Consider the following 16,691-nt stretch of genomic DNA (forward strand, 5'->3'; position numbering starts at 1 on the left):
TCGTGCTGAAGCGCGAAGACCTGACATCCGAGAACGTCGATCAGATCGTCGCGGACGCCCACAAGGCCGGTTACCACTTCTTCCTGTCGGCCGCCGAGCGCGCGGCGAGCTTCAAGACGGCGATGGCGCGGTATCAGCCTGGCGATGAGTTGTGGGTGTTCGCCTACGGCTCGCTGATGTGGAACCCGGCCATCGAGTTCGCCGAGCAGCAGCCCTGCCGCGTCGACGGCTGGCGCCGTTCCTTCTGCTTCTGGATGCCGATGGGCCGAGGCACGCCCGAGCTGCCTGGCCTGATGCTGGCGCTCGAGCAGGGCGGGGCGTGCGAGGGCATCGCCTACCGGCTGTCGCCGCATCAGGTCGAGAGCGAACTCGGCCTGGTGTGGAATCGCGAGATGCTGGCCGGCATCTATCAGCCCGCCTGGGTGCCGACGACGCTGCGCGATGGTCGTACCGTCACCGCCATCACCTTCGTCGTTGACGCCGCTCACTGCCAGTATTGCGGCGACCTGCCGATGGAGCGGGCGGCGCATCACATCGCCTTCGCCGAGGGCCGCCGCGGCGCCTGCCGCGACTACCTCGCCAATACCGCGGCTCACGCACGCGCCCTGCACATCCACGATCCCTACCTCGAGGAGCTGGTCGAGCGTGTCGCCGGCCTGCGTGACGGCGCCTACGTCGTCCCGACGGTGCAAGCCGAGGGCGAGGCAGTGGGCGAGGCGTAGCGCTGCGGAACAAAAACATCGGTAAGCGTGCGACGCTTCATACGTCGTGACATAGTCGCGGCGTGTCTTCTTTCGTCGCTCGCTGGTTGGCGCTGCCGCCCAATCTTCGCGGAATCCTGTGGGTCGGCATGTCGGGGGTGGTGTTCGCGCTCCTGAACGTCTTCACGCTGATCCCCTCGCAACACCTCAATCCCTACGTCATGGCGTTCCTGCGCTACTTGTTCGGCGCCATGTTCCTGCTGCCGCTGGTGATCCGGCTGGGGCCCTACCGCTCGCTGCACACCAACCGGCTCGGCCTGCACATCTCGCGCGGCGCGATCCACACGGTCGGCATGATGCTGTGGTTCGTGGCCCTGCCGCTCACCACGCTGGCCGAGATCACGGCCCTGGGTTTCACCGGCCCGATCTTCGTCACCGTCGGCGCGGCGTTGTTCCTGGGCGAGGACGTGCGGCTCCGGCGCTGGCTCGCCGTCATCGTGGGCTTCATCGGCGCCATGATCATCATCCGGCCAGGCTTCTCGGCGCTGCATCTCGGCGTCATCTGCATCCTGGTCTCGACGCCGATCTTCTCGGCCTCCAACCTGATCTCAAAGGCGCTGGCCCGGACCGATTCGGCCAGCACCATCGTCATCTGGCAGAACATCGTGATCGTGGTCTGCGCCGCGCCGCTTGCCATCTGGTTCTGGCAGACGCCGAGCTGGGTGGATCTCTTGTGGTTCCTGGCCGCCGGCCTGTGCGGCACGCTCGGCCACATCTGCCAGCAGCGCGGCTATCAGCTTGCCGACATCACGCTGCTGCAGCCGATCGGCTTCCTGTCGCTGATCTGGAACACGCTTTTGGGCTACTTCCTGTTCGTCCAGACGCCCGACGCCTGGACCTTCGTCGGCGCGGCGGTGATCTTCGGCAGTGCCATGTACATCTCGCATCGCGAGGCAGTGCGGCGGGCGCAGATCAAGACGGCAGACACGAAGGCAGGGCCGGAGTCGTGAACGACTTCTGCCTGCCGGCGCAGCTGCGGCCGGGCGCGATGGGAATCGGATGAACGATGCATAGAGCGGAGCCGCCGGAAGGCGAGCGCATCGGTGATGATAACCCAAGTAATCTAGCGAGTCAACTGCGGTTCTATTTTTGCGTCCCATAAGGGGCTAAACGACGCAAAAACTGGTCGGGGTCGAAGCATCGGTGCCAGCAGTGCTGGCAGAACTATCAGTACAGACCCCGAGGAAATGCCCTCAGCCGCCGGTCACGCTCATGTGCCGCGGCACCGCCGGGCCCGAGTGGCGGCGGTCGATGATGAAGTCGTGGCCCTTGGGCTTGCGCGCGATTGCGGCAGTGATCGCCTGGTCGAGGACCTCGTCGCTTTCCGACGCCCGCAATGGCGCACGAAGATCGGCCGCGTCCTCCTGGCCGAGGCACATGTAGAGCGTGCCGGTGCAGGTCAGCCGCACGCGATTGCAGCTTTCGCAGAAATTGTGGGTGAGCGGGGTGATGAAGCCCAGCCGGCCGCCGGTCTCCTCGACCTTGAAGTAGCGCGCCGGGCCGCCGGTGCGATAGTCGGTCTCGGTGAGGGTGAACTGCTTGGCGATGTTGGCGCGGGCCAGCGACAAGGGCAGGTACTGGTCGAGCCGCGCCGCATCGCCGATCTCGCCCATCGGCATGACCTCGATCAGGGTGAGGTCCATGCCGCGGCCATGGCTCCAGCGGATCAACTGGTCGAATTCCATGTCGTTGACGTCGCGCAGCGCCACGGCGTTGATCTTGACGTGCAGCCCGGCGTCCTGGGCCGCGTCGAGGCCGCGCAGCACCTGGTCGAGATCGCCCCAGCGGGTGAGCTCGCGGAACTTGTCCCTGTCGAGGGTGTCGATCGAGACGTTGAGGCGCTTCACGCCGACCGCCGCCAGCTCCTTGGCGTACTTGGCGAGCTGGCTGCCGTTGGTGGTGAGGGTGAGCTCCTCGAGCGCGCCGCTGTCGAGATGGCGACCCAGGCCACGGATCAGCGACATCACGTTCTTGCGCACCAGCGGCTCGCCGCCGGTCAGCCGGAGCTTCTTCACGCCGCGGCGCACGAAGGCCGAGCACAGCCGCTCCAGCTCCTCCAGCGACAGGACCTCGGCCTTGGGCAGGAAGGTCATGTCCTCGGCCATGCAATAGACGCAGCGGAAATCGCAGCGGTCCGTCACTGAGACGCGCAGGTAGGTGATGTGCCGGCCGAACGGGTCGATCATGGTGCCGTAACATAGGCACTTTCGGCGGGGTTTTCGACCCCTGCCGTGCCTAGGAGCCTAAGGAGATTATCTATTGTGTCGGCCTCGGCGGCCGGCTTGTCGGTCCGGATGCGGTTGATGCGGGGAAACCTCATTGCCAGTCCGGATTTGTGGCGGGTCGAGCGGGCGATGCCGTCAAAGGCGATCTCCAGGACCAGCTCGGGCGCCACCTCGCGGACAGGACCGAAGCGGTTGGTCGTATGGTCGCGCACCCATTTGTCGAGCCAGCGCAGCTCCTCGTCGGTGAAGCCGAAATAGGCCTTGCCGACCGGTGCCAGCTCGCGCTTGCCCGCCGCCTCGCGCCAGCAGCCGAAGGTGAAGTCGGAATAGAACGAACTGCGCTTGCCGTGCCCGCGCTGGGCATACATCAGCACGCAGTCGACCAGCATGGGATCGCGCTTCCACTTGAACCACGGGCCCTTGGGCCGGCCGGCGAGATAGGCCGAATCGCCACGCTTCAGCATCAGCCCCTCGATGCCGTCGCTGGTCATCTGCTCGCGCAGCTGGGCGAGGTGGGCCCAATCGGTGAAGACCACCAGCGGCGAGACGTCGAACCGCGCCCTGGGCTTCTCGGCGTTCCAGGCTTCCAGCCGGGCGCGGCGCTGGTCGAAGGAGAGCGCCCGCAGGTCTTCGCCCTCGAGCCACAGCACGTCGTACAGCCGAATGTGCGCAGGGTGATCCTTCAGCATCTTGGGCGTCACGACCTTGCGGTTCAGCCGCTGCTGCAGGTCGTTGAACGGCGCCACGGTCTCATCGCGGCGCACCAGAAGCTCACCGTCGAACACGCCTTCGAAGTCGATCGCCTCGATGATGTCGGGGAAGGCGGCCGATACGTCCTCGCCGGCGCGACTGTAGAGCCGCTTCACGTCGCCGGAGGAGGCGACCTGCACGCGGATGCCGTCCCATTTCCATTCGGCGCGGAAATGCGCGGGATCGAGCGCATCGAGCTCGGCGCGCTCGATGGCGTTGGCCAGCATCGGCGGCAGGAAGGCGCCGCCGGCATTGCTGCTCGGCCTAGGCGCATCGTGCAGCAGCCAATCGAACAAGGGCCGGTAAGGCGGCGTGAGGCCGTGCCAGATCTCCTCGACGGCATCGACCGGCTGGTTGCCGATGTTGGCGACCGCCTGCTTGGCGAGCCGCGCCGACACGCCGACGCGCAACGCGCCGGTCAACAGCTTCAGCAACGCCCAGCGGCCAGTGGCGTCCAGCGAATCGAGCCAGCGCTTGAGGATCGCCGGCGTCTGCATCTTGGTCGCGGTCTGCAGCGTGTCGACGACCTCGCCCAAGGTCGGCGGCGGCCCGGCATTGGGATCGGTCTCCCAGATCAGCGACAGCGTTTCGGCCAGGTCACCGACATAGTCGTAGGACAGATGGAACAGCTCGGCCCCGATCTTGTCCTCGCCGAAGCCGCGCAGCAGCGCAGGCTTGGCGGCGGGAAAGTCGAGGCCGCTGGTCAGCGCCGCCAGCGCCCAGCCGCGATCGGGATCGGGCGTCTCGCGCAGGTACGTCTCGATCAGCCGGAGCTTGGCGTTGCGCGCCGGCTGGTAGGAGAGGGCATCGAGCAGGGCGGCGAAGGCCTGCATCAGGTGCCTTCCTCCTCGCGACCGGCGAGATGCAGCGCCTCGGCGTCGATGCCGAGCGAGCGCGCCATGTGGACCAGGGCCTCCTCGCGACCGTGCGTCACCCAGACCTTGGGTGCACCGACGTCCTTCAGCGTCTGGCAGAGCTCGCCCCAGTCGGCATGGTCGGAGATGATCAGCGGCAGCTCGGCGCCGCTCTGGCGGGCACGGGCGCGTACGCGCATCCAGCCCGAGCACACCGCCGGCACCGGATCGGCGAAACGGCGCGACCAGCGGTCGGCGAGGGCCGAGGGCGGGCAGAGCACGATGGCGCCGCGGAACGTCTCCAGGATGGCATCGCCGACATGGGCGATGTCGCCGAGATCGACGCCCTGTTCCTGGTAGAGCTTGCACAGCGCCATCAGGCTGCCGTGCAGCCAGATGCGCTTGTCCCAGCCGGCGGCGCGCAGAAGCTTGATGACGCGCTGGCACTTGCCGAGGGCATAGACGCCCACCAAATGCGTGCGTTCGGGAAAGGTCGCGACCGAGCGCAGAAGCTTGCCGATCTCGCCCATGTCGGAGGGATGGTGGAACACGGGCAGCGCGAATGTGGCCTCGGTGATGAAGACGTCGCAGGGGATTGGCTCGAAGGGCGGGCAGGTCGGGTCGGGCCGGCGCTTGAAATCGCCCGACACCACAATGCGTTGACCCTTGAATGCCAGCACTGCTTGCGCCGAGCCCAGGATGTGGCCCGCGGGCGCCAACTCGACATCCACTTCGCCGATCCGCACGCTTTCGCCATACTTCAGGGGTTGCTGGCTGGTGTCCGCCATGCCTTCGAAGCGCGTGCGCATGATGGCGAGCGTTTCCGGTGTGGCGAGCGCCTTGCGATGGCCAGGGCGGGCATGGTCGCCATGGCCATGGGTGATCACCGCCCGCGGCACGGCGACGGCCGGATCGATGTAGAAGTCCCCCGGCTTGCAGTAGAGGCCGCGCGGTGTCGGATAGAGCCAGGAGCGAGGATCGAGGGTGTCGGTCATTGAAGCTGATGCATCCTACCGGCGAGATATAGGTCTTCCTGACCTGTTTTCACGCTGGTTCGAGAGCCGTGGCTGGGCGCCGCGGCCGCACCAGCTTGCCCTGATCGACCTGGCGCGCCAGGGCAAGAGCGCCTTGCTGATTGCACCGACCGGCGGCGGCAAGACCCTGGCGGGCTTTTTGCCTTCGCTGATCGAGCTCACCGAGCGGCGGCTGGCCGGCAAGGACCTGGCGCACAAGAAGGGCAAAGGCGAGCTGCACACGCTCTACATCTCGCCCCTCAAGGCGCTGGCCACCGACATCCGCCGCAACCTCGAGATGCCGATCGCCGAGATGGCCCTGCCGGTGCGCGCCGAAAGCCGTACGGGTGACACGCCGCAGAGCCGACGGTTGCGGCAGCGCGAGCGGCCGCCCGACCTTCTGATGACGACGCCGGAATCGCTGGCGCTGCTGCTGAGCTACCCCGACGCCACGCAGTTCTTCGCCAGCCTGCGCTGCGTGATCATCGACGAGCTGCATTCCTTCGCCACCAGCAAGCGTGGGCATCACCTGGCGCTCTGCCTGGCGCGCGTCGCCACCTTGGCTCCGCAAGTACGCTTCGTCGGCCTCTCTGCCACGGTCGCCGACCCGCCGGAAATGGCACAATTCCTGGCGGTCAAGGACGAGGTCGAGATCGTGCAGGGCGAGCCCGGAGCGCAGCCTGTCGTGTCGATCATCGACGCCCAGGAGCGCCTGCCATGGGGCGGCCACATGGGCCATCACGCGGTGCCCGAGGTCTACAACATCATCCGCCAGCACAAGACCTCGATCGTGTTCGTGAACACGCGCGCGCAGGCCGAGCTGGTGTTCGACCGGCTGTGGCGCATCAATGAGGAGAACCTGGCGATCGGCCTGCATCACGGCTCGCTGGCCGTCGAGCAGCGCCGCAAGGTCGAGGCGGCGATGGCCGCCGGCAAGCTGCGCGCTGTCGTGGCGACCTCTTCGCTCGACCTCGGCATCGACTGGGGCGACGTCGATCTCGTGATCCAGATGGGCGCGCCCAAGGGCGTGAGCCGCCTGATGCAGAGGATCGGCCGCGCCAACCATCGGCTGGACGAGCCCAGTCGCGCCATGATCGCCCCGGCCAATCGCTTCGAGGTGCTGGAATCGCTGGCAGCCCTCGAAGCCGTCGAGGCGCGCGAGCTCGACGGCGATCCGCCGCGCCCGGCCTGCCTCGACGTGCTGGCGCAGCACATCGTCGGCTGCGCCTGTGCCCAGCCGATCGACCGCGACCAGCTCTACGAGGAGGTGCTGACGACGCAGCCCTATCGCGAGCTGCCGCGCAAGGACTTCGACGACACCTTCGACTTCGTCGCCACCGGCGGCTATGCGCTGGCGGCCTATGAGCGTTGGCATCGGCTGAAGCAGCTGCCCGATGGCCGCTGGATGCTGGCGTCGCCCCTGGTGGCGCGGCAGTTCCGCATGAATGTCGGCACCATCGTCGAGCTGCCGCTGATCAAGGTGAAGTTGAAGCGCGGCCCCATCCTGGGCGAGGTCGAGGAGTCCTTCATCCAGGGGCTGGTGCAAGGCGACACCTTCGTCTTCGGCGGCCGCCTGCTGCGCTTCGAGGGTGTGAAGGAGCTGATAGCCCAATGCTCGCCCGCGACTAGCGGCGATCCCAAGGTGCCGGCCTATGGCGGCGGCCGCCTGCCGCTCTCGACCTTCCTGGCTGAACGCGTGCGCGGCATCCTGCAGGACCCGTCGCGTCATCCGAAGTTGCCGCCCGAGGTGCGCGAATGGCTGCGTGTGCAGCGCATCCGTTCGACCTTGCCGGCCGGCAACCGCCTGCTGATCGAAGGTTTTCCACGCGGCAGCAAGCAGTTCATTGTCGCCTACTGCTTCGAGGGCCGGAACGCGCACCAGACGCTCGGCATGCTGCTGACGCGGCGGATGGAGCGCATGGGCCTGAAGCCGCTGGGCTTCGTTGCCACTGACTACGTGCTGGGCATCTGGGGCTTGCGGCCGCCGACCAAGGCGCAGCTCGACCAGCTGTTCGACGAGGACATGCTGGGCGACGATCTCGAAGCCTGGATGGATGAATCGACCATGCTGCGCCGCTCGTTCCGCAACGTCGCGGTGATCGCTGGCCTGATCGAGCGCCGTTTCCCGGGCGAGGAGAAGTCCCGCCGCCAGGTCACCTTCAGCTCCGACCTGATCTACGACACCCTGCGCAAGCACGAGCCCGACCACATCCTCTTGCGCGCCACCCGCCAGGACGCCGCCTGGCAGCTCGCCGACCTGCGCCGTCTCGGCGAACTGCTGCGCCGCGCCAAGGGGCGCATCGACTACCGCCGCCTCGACCGCATCTCGCCGCTCGCCGTGCCGGTGCTGCTCGAGATCGGCAAGGAACGCGTGCTCGACGGCACCGCCGAGGACGAACTTTTGGACATCGCCGCGCAAGAGCTCATCGACGAGGCGACGCGGCTTTCGTAGAGCACCCTCTGAAAAGCCGATACCACACCGCGCCTCACCCTGAGGAGCCGTGCGGAGCACGGCGTCTCGAAGGGTGGGCCACAGCATCGTTGTGGCCCACCCTTCGAGACGCGCACTGCGTGCGCTCCTCAGGGTGAGGTGGTTTTGTGAAAATAGGATGCACGCCAAAGCGGCTACCGAATAAGCCGTCGTCAAGCGAAGTGCGGCATGACATCTGAGACCAAGAGCTCGCGACTCTCCACGTCGTTCAGACCGTCGCTGTGGATCAGCAGGTCGATGCCGGCATCCCGATATTGGCCCATAAGGTCGATGGCTTCCGAGACCGTACCGACGAAGCCCGGCGATGATCCGCGAGGGAGCAGGCGCTCGCGTTTGGCCGCCAGTGCTGCCGTGTCGCGGGCAAGCAACCAGCGCAGGACGAGGGTCTTTTCGATCGTGTCATAGTCGCGGCCCAGCGCGTCGCAATGCCGGCGCAGCACGGCAAGCTTGTGCTGCGTCTCGGGAATGTCGCTACGGGTGAGGTTGCAGGCGTCGGCGAGACGCGCGACGGCGCGCAAGGTCATCTGCTCGCCGCCACCCGCAATCATCACCGTCGGATGCGGCTTCTGCAGCGGCTTGGGCTCGAGGATCGCGTCCTCGGCCTGGAAATACCGGCCGTGGAAGGTCGTGCGCGGCTCGGTCCAGATCTTCAGGATCAGTTCGACCGCTTCTTCCATCTGCCGGATGCGGGTTGCTGCCTTCGGCGGAAATGCCCAACCGTATTGCCGGTATTCATCCTCGAAGAAGCCGGCGCCGATGCCGAGCGTCAGTCGTCCCCGGCTGATGAGATCGACGGACGCGGCGATCTTGGCGAGATGCGCGGGATTGCGATAGCTGACTGCCGTGACCAGGGTGGCAAGGCGGATGCGGCTGGTGACGGCAGCGAGTCCCGCGAGCGCAGCCCAGCCTTCCAGGATGGGCTCCTCAGGCGGGCCGACGCCCGGGATCTGGATCATGTGATCCATGACCGAGAACCAGTCGAAGGCATGCTCCTCTGCCCACTGTGCCTTCGCCTTGGTCGTCTCGAAGATTTCGGCCGGATCGGGAGAGTCGAGCCAGGACGCGTGGTGAATGCCGAACTTCATCAGTGGAAATCTCGCGAGGCGATCTTGATCTTGGGCCGGTCGAGATGGATGCGGCTGCGGTCGTAGCCCTTGGCGGCCTGGCCTTTCTTGACGCGGTGACGGGTGGCGTTGGCTTCCGGAACCATGACGCGCCGGTCGCCCGGATCGGTGCGCACCTCGTCGCCGCGGCCGTGGGTCAGGCGGAAATCCTGGTCGATTTCGGAGATGGAATCGAGCTCGGTCGACCAGTCCCACAGCTCTTCGGCGACGAGATGGATCACCAGCCCTTCGCGCTGCACGTGCCCGCGCACGCCGAGCAGGCGCGAGCCCATGACGATGCGGCGATGAGCCTCGAAGACCTTGGGCCAGACCACGAGGTTGGCGATGCCGTTCTCGTCCTCGATGGTGACGAACACCACGCCCGAGGCAGTGCCCGGCCGCTGGCGCACCAGGACCAGGCCGGCCAGGACGAATTCGTCCTCGTTCTTCGAATCGGCCAGGACCGCGGTAGGGGACACGCCTCGTTCGCCGAAGCGCGGCCGCAACAGCGCCAACGGATGGGAGCGCAGCGACATCGAGAACGAGCCGTAATCGTCCACCACCTGCTCGCCGAGCGTGAGCGAGGGCAGGGCGACCTTGGGCTCGAGATCGCGCAGTTCGCCCGGACCGTCGAGCAGCGGCAGCTTGGCGTCGGAGAAGCCGCGTACGGCCCACAACACGTCGCGGCGCGACAAGCCTAGTGAGGCGAAGGCGTCAGCGCGCGCCAACGCCACGATCTGGCGCTTGGTGAGGCCGGAGCGCCGCCACAGGTCGGCCGGATCCCGATAAGGTTCGGTGCGGCGTTCGACCATGAGCTTGACGTCGTCCTCGGAGAGGCCCGTGACTTGGCGCAGGCCCAGCCGCAACGCACAACGATTGTTCTGGCTGGGTTCGAGCGTGCAGTCCCAGTCGCTGGCATTCACGTCGGGCGGCCGCACCTCGACGCCGTGTTCTTTCGCGTCGCGCACGAGCTGGGCCGGGGCATAGAAGCCCATCGGTTGGGAGTTGAGCAGGGCGGCTGCGAAGACCTCGGGGTAGTAGTGCTTCACCCACGAGGAATCGTAGACCAGGATGGCGAAGCTCGCGGCATGGCTTTCGGGAAAACCGTACTCGCCGAAGCCTTCGATCTGCTTGAAGCAACGCTCGGCGAAGGCCCGCTCATAGCCGTTGCTGACCATGCCTTCGATGAAGTCGCTCTTGAGCTTGTGGATCGTACCGGCGCGCCGGAACGTCGCCATGGCGCGGCGCAGCTTGTCGGCCTTGGCCGGCTCAAAGCCTGCGGCATCGATGGCGATCTGCATCGCCTGTTCCTGGAACAGGGGCACACCCAGGGTACGCTTGAGGATGTTCTCGAGCTCGGGCTTGGGATAGGTGACCTTGCTTGGGTCGGCCCGGTTCTTCAGGTAGGGATGAACCATGCCGCCCTGGATGGGACCGGGCCGCACGATCGCCACCTCGACGACGAGGTCGTAATAGGTGCGCGGCTTCAATCTCGGCAGCATCGACATCTGCGCACGGCTCTCGACCTGGAATACGCCGACCGAATCGGCCTTGCACAGCATGTCGAAGACGGCAGGGTCCTTGGCCTCCATGCCGATGGTGCGCTTCTCGCCATAATGCTTCTCGATCAGGTCGAAGCTTTTGCGCAGGCAGGTCAGCATGCCGAGTCCCAGCACGTCGACCTTGTAGATCCGAAGCGCGTCGAGATCGTCCTTGTCCCATTCGATGACGGTGCGGTCGTCCATGGCCGCATTCTGGATGGGGATCAGCTCGTCGAGCCGATCCTCGGTGAGCACGAAGCCGCCGACATGCTGCGAGAGATGGCGCGGGAAGCCGCACAGCGTGGCCGACAGTTCGAGCGCCAGCATCAGGCGGGCATCGGTGGGATCGAGGCCAGCCTCACGTACATGACCAACATCGACGCCACTCGATCCCATGCCCCACACCGTGTCGGCCATGGCGCCGACCGTGTCGGGCGAGAGACCGAGCGCCTTGCCGACTTCACGGATGGCGCTGCGGCTTCGGTAGGAGATCACCGTGGCCGCCAGCGCGGCACGCGAGCGGCCTTTTTCGTTGTAGATCCACTGGATGATCTCCTCGCGCCGCTCGTGCTCGAAATCGACGTCGATGTCGGGTGGCTCGTTGCGCTCGTTGGACAGGAAGCGCTCGAACAGGACGTCGGTCTTGTCCGGATCGACCGAGGTGATCTCAAGGCAATAGCAGACGGCGGAATTGGCAGCCGAGCCGCGGCCCTGGCACAGGATCTTCATCTTACGGGCCTGCGTGACGATCTCGTGCACCGTCAGGAAGTAGGGAGCGATCTTCTTGCGATCGATGAGATCGAATTCATGCCGGATGGTGTTGGCGACTTTTTCCGGCACGCCCTTGGGATAGCGCCGGGCCGCGCCCTCCCAGGTCAGGCGCATGAGCTTATCCATGGGCGTCTCGCCGCCCTCGTACATGATGGGATACTGGTAGGTGAGCTGGTCGAGCGTGAAGCTGCAGCGATTCATGATCTCCTGCGTGCGCTCGACGGCGCGCGGATGGCGGCGGAACAAGCGCGCCATCTCCGTGGGGGCCTTGAGATGCCGCTCGGCGCTGGCAAAGCGGCGGAAGCCCAGTCCGTCGACGGTGCAGCCCACGCGGATGGCCGTCACCACGTCGTGCAGGGCCCGCCGCTCGGGCACGTGATAGTGAACGTCGTTGGTGGCGACCAGGCCCACGCCCATCTCGGCCGCGAGATTGTCGAGCTGGGCGAGCCGTCGCGCATCGTCGCCGCGGAACAGCGCAGTGCCGGCGAGGTAGCAGCGGTCCTCGAACAGATGGGCCAACCCGCGCAGGCGTTCACGGAAGGCCGGATCGTCGGGCCGGCGCGGCGGCAGGACGATGGCCAAAATGCCTTCGGCGTGGGCTGAAAGATCGTCGAAGGTGAGATCGCACTGGCCCTTGGCGGCACGGCGGTTGCCGACCGTCAGCAGGCGCGACAGGCGCTTGTAGGCCTCGAGGTCGGTGGGATAGGCGAGCAGGGAATAGCCGTCGCGCGTCTCGATGCGGGAGCCGACCAGAAGCCTGGTCTGCTGCTCCGTTGGCGTCGGATGCTCTTCGTAATATTCCTTCAGCGCCGCATAGGCCCGCACCACGCCGGCCAGCGTGTTGCGGTCGGCGATGCCGATGGCGGTATGGCCGAGCTCGACCGCCTGCAGCGCGAGCTCACCCGGATGCGAGCCGCTGCGCAGGAAGCTGTAGTTGGTCGTGACCTGCAGCTCGGCATACATGACATTACTGCTTCAGTTCGTGGATGCGCGCCAGCGGCACGCCGCGCAGCGCGATGCCCTCGAGCTTGAGCGCCTGCAGGAAGGTCTCGTCGCTGCTGACCAGCGGCGCGCCCACTGCCTCGGCGCAGGCGGCGTAGAAACAGTCATGCACCGGCCGGCCGCACTGCAGGGCCAGCGCCAGCGCGCGGTTGCGCAGGCGGGTCGATTCGACGAAGGCCGAGACGAAGGCGGGCAGGCCGATGTTGCGCACGATGGGCTCGGCCTGGTCGGGCGCGATCTCACCCGCGACGGTCTTCTTCCAGGCGAGCTCGGCCACGCCCGCGATCAGGATGTCGGGCGCCACTACCTCGTGGCCATGCACCAGCAGCGAGCGTGCCTGTTGCCGCAACGGTTCCTCGACGAACCATTTGATGGCGACGCCGGGATCGATGACCACGATCATGGCTCGCCTCCCGCGCACAGGAGCGGCCGCTCCTCGGCCATGGGCCGGACCAGCGGCGTCATGGCGGCGATGCGATCGGCCTCGGCCAGCGGGTCGAGGACCAGCGGCTGGCGCGCGGCCTGGCTCAGGATCTCGCGCAGCTCGGCTTCGAGGGAATGACGGCGCGTGCGGGCGCGCGCCTTCAGGTTTTCGACGACCTTGTCGTCGAGCCCGCGGATGGTGAGCGTGTTCTTTTTCATGCGCAGAATCCATGGAGGAACCAGCGGGCCGTTTGCCGGCCATTGGCCGCCATCCGATAGGCCCCGTCTCGGAACAGCCAGAAGCGGCCGCCATCGTCGTCCTCGACGCGATAGTAGTCGCGGTAGGGCGGCACGATATTGGCGGGCGGCCGGCTGCCGTCGGGACGCGGCCGCCACCATTCGTCGGCCACGCGCTCGGGCCCCTCGGCGCGCACGATGCGATGGGCGTGCTGGCGCCAATGGAAGACCGAGGGCGGATCGTCGGGCACGTGGGCCATGACGTCGACCGGCTCGGGCCGCTGCAGCAGCCGCGTCGGCCGCGCTCCCTTCATCCCGGCCACGCGCTGCCAGGCGCCGGTTGCGGCGGGCAAGGCCGCCGCGCCGGCCGTCTGCACGCGCTCGGGCAGATGGCTGTCGCGCGGCAGCAGGCGCACGACGTTCTCCGCGCCCAGTCGCAAGGCCAGGCGGTCGGCGAGATCGATGGTGCCGTCCTCGCCCAGCGAAGCCGCGATGGCGCCCGAATCGGGCAGCGCATCCTGCGTGCCGCTCCAGGTCTCGACCTCGGGAGCGGCGAGGATCATCAGCTCGACGCCGAAGCCTGGGTCGAGCTCTCCCAGCTTCTCCTCGAAGAGCTTCATCAGCCGGGGATTGTCGCGATTGGGGCGGCTGGTGCCGATCGAGGTGCGATCGACCGAGCCGTCGACACGATAGAGCGCTATCTCGAGCTTGCGTGCGCCGACGCCCGCCTGCTCGAACTGCCGGCAGAGGGCCGCCAGCAGGCGGCTGGTCGCGGCGGCGATGTCCTCGGGCCGACCGATCGGCTCGACGAAGGCGAGCCGCGTGCGGAAGGCGGGCGGCGTGCGGCGCGGCTCGATCGGCTCGACGATCGTGCCCAGCGCCTGGTCGAGCCGGGTGAGCGGCTGGTCGCCGAAGCGCCGTGCCAGCGGGGCGCGCGGCAGGGGATAGAGATCGCCGATGCGGCGCAGGCCGAGTTTCAGGAGGGTTTCCACGATCGGCGCGTCGAGCCGCAGGCCTTCGACCGGCAGCCGGGCGAGCGCTTCGCGATGGCCGCGCGGCGGGCAGTAAAGATCGGCCTGGCGCTCGGCGAAGCGCGCCAGCGCCCAGGCCGCACCCGCGGTGTCGGCCATCGCTGCGCGACAGGTGAGGTCGTGGCGCGCCAGGCGTTCGGTGAGATCGGCCAGCAAGGCACGTTCGCCCGCCTCGCCCTCGCCGAAGAGATGGGTGCAGCCGGTGATATCGAGCAGCAAGCCGGCATCGCCGCCGAAGCCGCCGGTGCTGCAGGCTTCCGTGCCTTCCTCGGCGAGGGCGCCGCCCAGCGGATCGATCGCCACCCATGGCGTGTAGCGGTCGCACCAGTTGGCCAGCGTCTCGATCAGGCGATGGTCGGCCTGCGGCTCGCCCGGCGTCGTGACCAGATCGGGGACCAGCGCGCGCGAATCGGCGAGCCGCATGTGTGGGCGCAAGCCGGCGGTGCGGGCATGCGGGTTGACCGCGATCAGGCGCGGGCAGCCTTCCAGCCAGACGACGGTGGCGGCAGCCCTAGCCGACCAGTCGGGCGTCGCTCTCGCGAGTCGATCCGTGGAAAGCTTGGGGAACCACAGAGAGACAATGCGCTTCATCGTTCCACTCCAGAAGCCAGGTGGGTGTTTCGGTGACAGAGGGGGCGCCGAAACGGTTGCGTCTGAGCTCGGTGCGCCAGCGCGATGCGCCGACGTCGTTGAGGCCGGGCGTCGAATGCGTGGCGGCCGAAGCGACGCGCCAGCGCGTCGTGCACACGCTTTGCGGCGGAGCGGGCTGGCCGCGCAGCAGCAATGCCGGCACGCCGCTCTTCTCGGCGGCGAGCGACAGGCGGCGGCCGGCCGTGAGATCGGTCGCGCGAGTCTCGCCCAATACGGCCGCCATGCCGGGGCAGCGCAGGCCTTCTTCCATGGCCCAGAACAGATCCTCGTCGCGCCGCACCGTGACCATCAGCAGCCGTGCCGGATCGAACCAGGCAGCGAGCGCGGCCGCATAGGGCGGCGCATCGGAAGCGCCGAAGGGACGGCGGCACCACAGCAGGGTGCCGTTGGGCCTGAGCGTGCCGAAGCGTCCGAGAAGATGAGCGGCGAAGCCCAGTGCGGCGCCGTCGTGCGAGGCGACGCGGCCGGACGGCGCGGGTCCCGCTTCGATCTCGTGCAGAGCGCCGGTCAGCAGACCGTTGCTGGGCAGGAGAGCGTCGATTGCCGGCACACCCAGCGACACGGCCTGCTGGCCGGCGCGCTGGGCGCTGTGCGCCCGCTCCAGGCGGCGGACCTTTTCGCGCAAATCCGCCGCGACCGGAGTTGCCGCATCGTTGGCGGCAGAGGGAGCAAAGGCACTCGGGGAAATGACGGGCATCGCCCCCTCGAATAGGCTGATGGAAACGCGGTGGGGATTAATTGTTCTTGTTTTGTTCTATGCCTCTAAAAGCGCGGAGTCAACGAGAGTCAGCGATGCAGTCGGCGTTGAATTTTTGCGTCCCATAAGGGCGCACTAACCTACGACTAATGGTAGTCGATGCGCGCATACCACTACTATTCGTGGATGCATGCTGGCAGTGCCGTCAGCTGTTCTTCCATCGCACTGACCGACTCATCCCCGGGCACGATGCTTGCGAGGCACCGAAGGTCGGCCGCATCATGCGCGCGAAAGAGGTCCCGATGAGCCGTCGATTTCCGTTGCTGGCCCTGCTCACCGCCGCCTTCGCCCTCATTGCCGGACCTGTCCTGGCGCGCTGCTCGCAGAACGTGGCGGGGCTGGAACGGCTCGGCATCCGGGTCGCCTCGCTCGAGGGCGTGCCGTTCGCCGCCGGCAGCTCGCCGAGCCGCGCCATCATCACTTTCCTTGGCCATTCGAGCTACCAGATCGACACGCCGCAGGGCGTGCGCGCCATCACCGACTACAACGGCGTCAACGGTTTCGGCCGCAAGCCCGACATCGTCACCATGAACAACGCGCACTCCACGCACTTCACCGACGAGCCGGAGGAGGGCATCACCTATGTACTGCGCGGCTGGCCCTCCAAGCCCGGCGAGACCGAGGCCAAGCACGACGTCCAGCTCAAGGACATGAAGGTGTGGAACGTGCCGACCAACGCCCGCGACTGGGGCGGCAACTCGGCGCGCATCAACGGCAACTCGATCTTCATCTACGCCATCGCCGATCTCTGCATCGCCCATCTCGGCCATCTGCACCATCGCCTGACCAAGGAACATCTCGACGAGCTCGGCCGCATCGACGTGCTGATGGTGCCGATCGACGGCGCCTACACCATGGGCATGCCGCTGATGGTCGACGTCATCAAGCAGGTCCAGCCCAAGATCGTGCTGCCCATGCACTATTGGGGCCGCGCCCAGGTCGACCGCTTCGAGAGCCTGATGTCCGAGCTCGACGCCGACTTCGTCTGGCCCGACCGGCGCACCATCGAGGTCGTGCGCGAGGAGCTGCCCGAAAAGCTCACCGTCATGGTGGTCGGCGGCAACGGCGGCGATTGAGCCTC

Annotated in this window: 13 protein-coding genes; 4 read left to right on the forward strand and 9 right to left on the reverse strand. The window is 67.1% G+C overall.

Going from position 1 to position 16,691, the window contains the following annotated elements; all coding sequences use genetic code 11:
• Positions 1 to 2 precede the first annotated feature (2 nt).
• Both RSO01_RS01490 and RSO01_RS01495 read left to right on the forward strand, forming a co-directional pair.
• Positions 3 to 722 carry a gamma-glutamylcyclotransferase gene (locus RSO01_RS01490; RefSeq protein WP_147145427.1) on the forward strand — a complete coding sequence of 240 codons (720 nt, stop codon included), beginning with the start codon at positions 3 to 5 and terminating at the stop codon, positions 720 to 722.
• 62 nt (positions 723 to 784) lie between these two features.
• Positions 785 to 1,711, forward strand: a complete 927-nt coding sequence (locus tag RSO01_RS01495; protein WP_147145429.1) for a DMT family transporter — start codon at positions 785 to 787, stop codon at positions 1,709 to 1,711.
• A 243-nt stretch (positions 1,712 to 1,954) separates the two neighbouring features.
• On the opposite strand, the gene moaA is transcribed toward RSO01_RS01495, so the two are convergent.
• The 3 genes from moaA to RSO01_RS01510 are packed head-to-tail and all read right to left on the reverse strand — an operon-like array spanning position 1,955 to position 5,585.
• Positions 1,955 to 2,947: a GTP 3',8-cyclase MoaA gene (moaA, locus tag RSO01_RS01500; protein WP_147145431.1), complete on the reverse strand. Its 993-nt coding sequence runs from the start codon at positions 2,945 to 2,947 to the stop codon at positions 1,955 to 1,957.
• Positions 2,944 to 4,569: a cisplatin damage response ATP-dependent DNA ligase gene (locus RSO01_RS01505; protein WP_147145433.1), complete on the reverse strand. Its 1,626-nt coding sequence runs from the start codon at positions 4,567 to 4,569 to the stop codon at positions 2,944 to 2,946. The genes moaA and RSO01_RS01505 overlap by 4 nt, the downstream gene beginning before the upstream one ends.
• Positions 4,569 to 5,585, reverse strand: coding sequence for a ligase-associated DNA damage response exonuclease (locus tag RSO01_RS01510; RefSeq protein WP_147145435.1), 1,017 nt, complete (start codon positions 5,583 to 5,585; stop codon positions 4,569 to 4,571). The genes RSO01_RS01505 and RSO01_RS01510 overlap by 1 nt, the downstream gene beginning before the upstream one ends.
• Here RSO01_RS01510 and RSO01_RS01515 point away from each other — a divergent pair.
• The gene (locus RSO01_RS01515) at positions 5,575 to 8,055 is read left to right on the forward strand and encodes a ligase-associated DNA damage response DEXH box helicase (RefSeq protein WP_147145437.1); all 2,481 of its coding nucleotides are present in this window, start codon (positions 5,575 to 5,577) and stop codon (positions 8,053 to 8,055) included. The two genes, RSO01_RS01510 and RSO01_RS01515, sit on opposite strands and share 11 nt — an antisense overlap.
• Positions 8,056 to 8,246: 191 nt before the next feature.
• On the opposite strand, the gene RSO01_RS01520 is transcribed toward RSO01_RS01515, so the two are convergent.
• From RSO01_RS01520 to RSO01_RS01540, 6 genes are read right to left on the reverse strand one after another with little or no spacing between them, the layout of a single operon-like run.
• Positions 8,247 to 9,179 carry a TIGR03560 family F420-dependent LLM class oxidoreductase gene (locus RSO01_RS01520; protein ID WP_147145439.1) on the reverse strand — a complete coding sequence of 311 codons (933 nt, stop codon included), beginning with the start codon at positions 9,177 to 9,179 and terminating at the stop codon, positions 8,247 to 8,249.
• Positions 9,179 to 12,472 (reverse strand): error-prone DNA polymerase, encoded by a 3,294-nt coding sequence (locus RSO01_RS01525; protein ID WP_147145440.1) that lies wholly within the window; start codon positions 12,470 to 12,472, stop codon positions 9,179 to 9,181. Before RSO01_RS01525 ends, RSO01_RS01520 begins: the two co-directional genes overlap by 1 nt.
• A gap of 4 nt (positions 12,473 to 12,476) precedes the next feature.
• Positions 12,477 to 12,914: a type II toxin-antitoxin system VapC family toxin gene (locus tag RSO01_RS47045; RefSeq protein ID WP_170302782.1), complete on the reverse strand. Its 438-nt coding sequence runs from the start codon at positions 12,912 to 12,914 to the stop codon at positions 12,477 to 12,479.
• A complete protein-coding gene (locus RSO01_RS47050) occupies positions 12,911 to 13,153 on the reverse strand; it encodes a FitA-like ribbon-helix-helix domain-containing protein (RefSeq protein ID WP_170302783.1) in 243 nt (80 codons plus the stop codon). The genes RSO01_RS47045 and RSO01_RS47050 overlap by 4 nt, the downstream gene beginning before the upstream one ends.
• Positions 13,150 to 14,793 (reverse strand): Y-family DNA polymerase, encoded by a 1,644-nt coding sequence (locus RSO01_RS01535; RefSeq protein ID WP_147145444.1) that lies wholly within the window; start codon positions 14,791 to 14,793, stop codon positions 13,150 to 13,152. Before RSO01_RS01535 ends, RSO01_RS47050 begins: the two co-directional genes overlap by 4 nt.
• Entirely contained in the window at positions 14,714 to 15,550 is an 837-nt protein-coding gene (locus RSO01_RS01540) for an ImuA family protein (RefSeq protein WP_147145446.1), read from the reverse strand. Before RSO01_RS01540 ends, RSO01_RS01535 begins: the two co-directional genes overlap by 80 nt.
• Positions 15,551 to 15,852: 302 nt before the next feature.
• Between RSO01_RS01540 and RSO01_RS01545 the strand changes: the two genes are divergently transcribed.
• A complete protein-coding gene (locus tag RSO01_RS01545) occupies positions 15,853 to 16,686 on the forward strand; it encodes an MBL fold metallo-hydrolase (RefSeq protein WP_170302784.1) in 834 nt (277 codons plus the stop codon).
• Positions 16,687 to 16,691: the final 5 nt, after the last annotated feature.

Source organism: Reyranella soli (assembly GCF_007992495.1).
GTDB classification, from domain to species: domain Bacteria; phylum Pseudomonadota; class Alphaproteobacteria; order Reyranellales; family Reyranellaceae; genus Reyranella; species Reyranella soli.

Excerpts from the sequence above, each read along its gene's own strand:
- moaA (WP_147145431.1), bottom strand. The coding sequence starts at position 2,947 with ATGATCGACCCGTTCGGCCGGCACATCACCTACCTGCGCGTCTCAGTG.
- RSO01_RS01505 (WP_147145433.1), bottom strand. The coding sequence starts at position 4,569 with ATGCAGGCCTTCGCCGCCCTGCTCGATGCCCTCTCCTACCAGCCGGCG.
- RSO01_RS01510 (WP_147145435.1), bottom strand. The coding sequence starts at position 5,585 with ATGACCGACACCCTCGATCCTCGCTCCTGGCTCTATCCGACACCGCGC.
- RSO01_RS01520 (WP_147145439.1), bottom strand. The coding sequence starts at position 9,179 with ATGAAGTTCGGCATTCACCACGCGTCCTGGCTCGACTCTCCCGATCCG.
- RSO01_RS01525 (WP_147145440.1), bottom strand. The coding sequence starts at position 12,472 with ATGTATGCCGAGCTGCAGGTCACGACCAACTACAGCTTCCTGCGCAGC.
- RSO01_RS47045 (WP_170302782.1), bottom strand. The coding sequence starts at position 12,914 with ATGATCGTGGTCATCGATCCCGGCGTCGCCATCAAATGGTTCGTCGAG.
- RSO01_RS47050 (WP_170302783.1), bottom strand. The coding sequence starts at position 13,153 with ATGAAAAAGAACACGCTCACCATCCGCGGGCTCGACGACAAGGTCGTC.
- RSO01_RS01535 (WP_147145444.1), bottom strand. The coding sequence starts at position 14,793 with ATGAAGCGCATTGTCTCTCTGTGGTTCCCCAAGCTTTCCACGGATCGA.
- RSO01_RS01540 (WP_147145446.1), bottom strand. The coding sequence starts at position 15,550 with ATGCCCGTCATTTCCCCGAGTGCCTTTGCTCCCTCTGCCGCCAACGAT.
- RSO01_RS01545 (WP_170302784.1), top strand. The coding sequence starts at position 15,853 with ATGAGCCGTCGATTTCCGTTGCTGGCCCTGCTCACCGCCGCCTTCGCC.